1 rRNA gene is annotated in these 1,331 nt (G+C 56.8%); it reads left to right on the top strand.

Annotated features, from left to right (window positions below):
• Positions 1–1,331: ribosomal RNA gene (locus ACJA3G_RS37760) — 23S ribosomal RNA — on the top strand; the annotation flags it as partial.

Genomic DNA, 1,331 nt, shown 5'->3' with positions numbered 1-1,331 from the left:
CGTCGTGACTGCGTGCCTTTTGAAGAATGAGCCTGCGAGTTAGCGGTGTGTAGCGAGGTTAACCCGTGTGGGGAAGCCGTAGCGAAAGCGAGTCCGAATAGGGCGTTTGAGTTGCACGCTCTAGACCCGAAGCGGAGTGATCTAGCCATGGGCAGGTTGAAGCGGAGGTAAGACTTCGTGGAGGACCGAACCCACCAGGGTTGAAAACCTGGGGGATGACCTGTGGTTAGGGGTGAAAGGCCAATCAAACTCCGTGATAGCTGGTTCTCCCCGAAATGCATTTAGGTGCAGCGTCGTGTGTTTCTTGCCGGAGGTAGAGCACTGGATAGGCGATGGGCCCTACCGGGTTACTGACCTTAGCCAAACTCCGAATGCCGGTAAGTGAGAGCGCGGCAGTGAGACTGTGGGGGATAAGCTCCATGGTCGAGAGGGAAACAGCCCAGAGCATCGACTAAGGCCCCTAAGCGTACGCTAAGTGGGAAAGGATGTGGAGTCGCAGAGACAACCAGGAGGTTGGCTTAGAAGMAGCCGCAGCGGAAGCTAGTGGTGGACGGTTCACGAGTGAGAATGCAGGCATGAGTAGCGATACACACGTGAGAAACGTGTGCGCCGATTGACTAAGGGTTCCTGGGTCAAGCTGATCTGCCCAGGGTAAGTCGGGACCTAAGGCGAGGCCGACAGGCGTAGTCGATGGACAACCGGTTGATATTCCGGTACCCGCTTTGAAACGCCCAATATCGAATCCATTAATGCTAAGGCCGTGAAGCCGCCCTGGAGTCTTCGGACAAAGGGGAGTGGTGGAGCCGCTGACCCAAGGTGGTAGTAGGTAAGCGATGGGGTGACGCAGGAAGGTAGTCCAGCCCGGGCGGTGGTTGTCCCGGGGTAAGGGTGTAGGCCGTGTGGTAGGCAAATCCGTCACACATTAAGGCTGAGACCTGATGCCGAGCCGATTGTGGTGAAGTGGATGATCCTATGCTGTCGAGAAAAGCCTCTAGCGAGTTTCATGGCGGCCCGTACCCTAAACCGACTCAGGTGGTCAGGTAGAGAATACCGAGGCGTTCGGGTGAACTATGGTTAAGGAACTCGGCAAAATGCCCCCGTAACTTCGGGAGAAGGGGGGCCATCACCGGTGATCGGATTTACTCCGTGAGCTGGGGGTGGCCGCAGAGACCAGCGAGAAGCGACTGTTTACTAAAAACACAGGTCCGTGCGAAGCCGTAAGGCGATGTATACGGACTGACGCCTGCCCGGTGCTGGAACGTTAAGGGGACCGGTTAGCTCCATTTCGGTGGGGCGAAGCTGAGAACTTAAGCGCCAGTAAACGGCGGTGG

It is taken from the genome of Streptomyces sp. YS-3 (genome assembly GCF_045257485.1).
Classification (GTDB): Bacteria; Actinomycetota; Actinomycetes; order Streptomycetales; family Streptomycetaceae; genus Streptomyces.
Note: the sequence above shows the minus strand (reverse complement) of the source record. Positions and strands in the feature narration are given on the sequence as shown.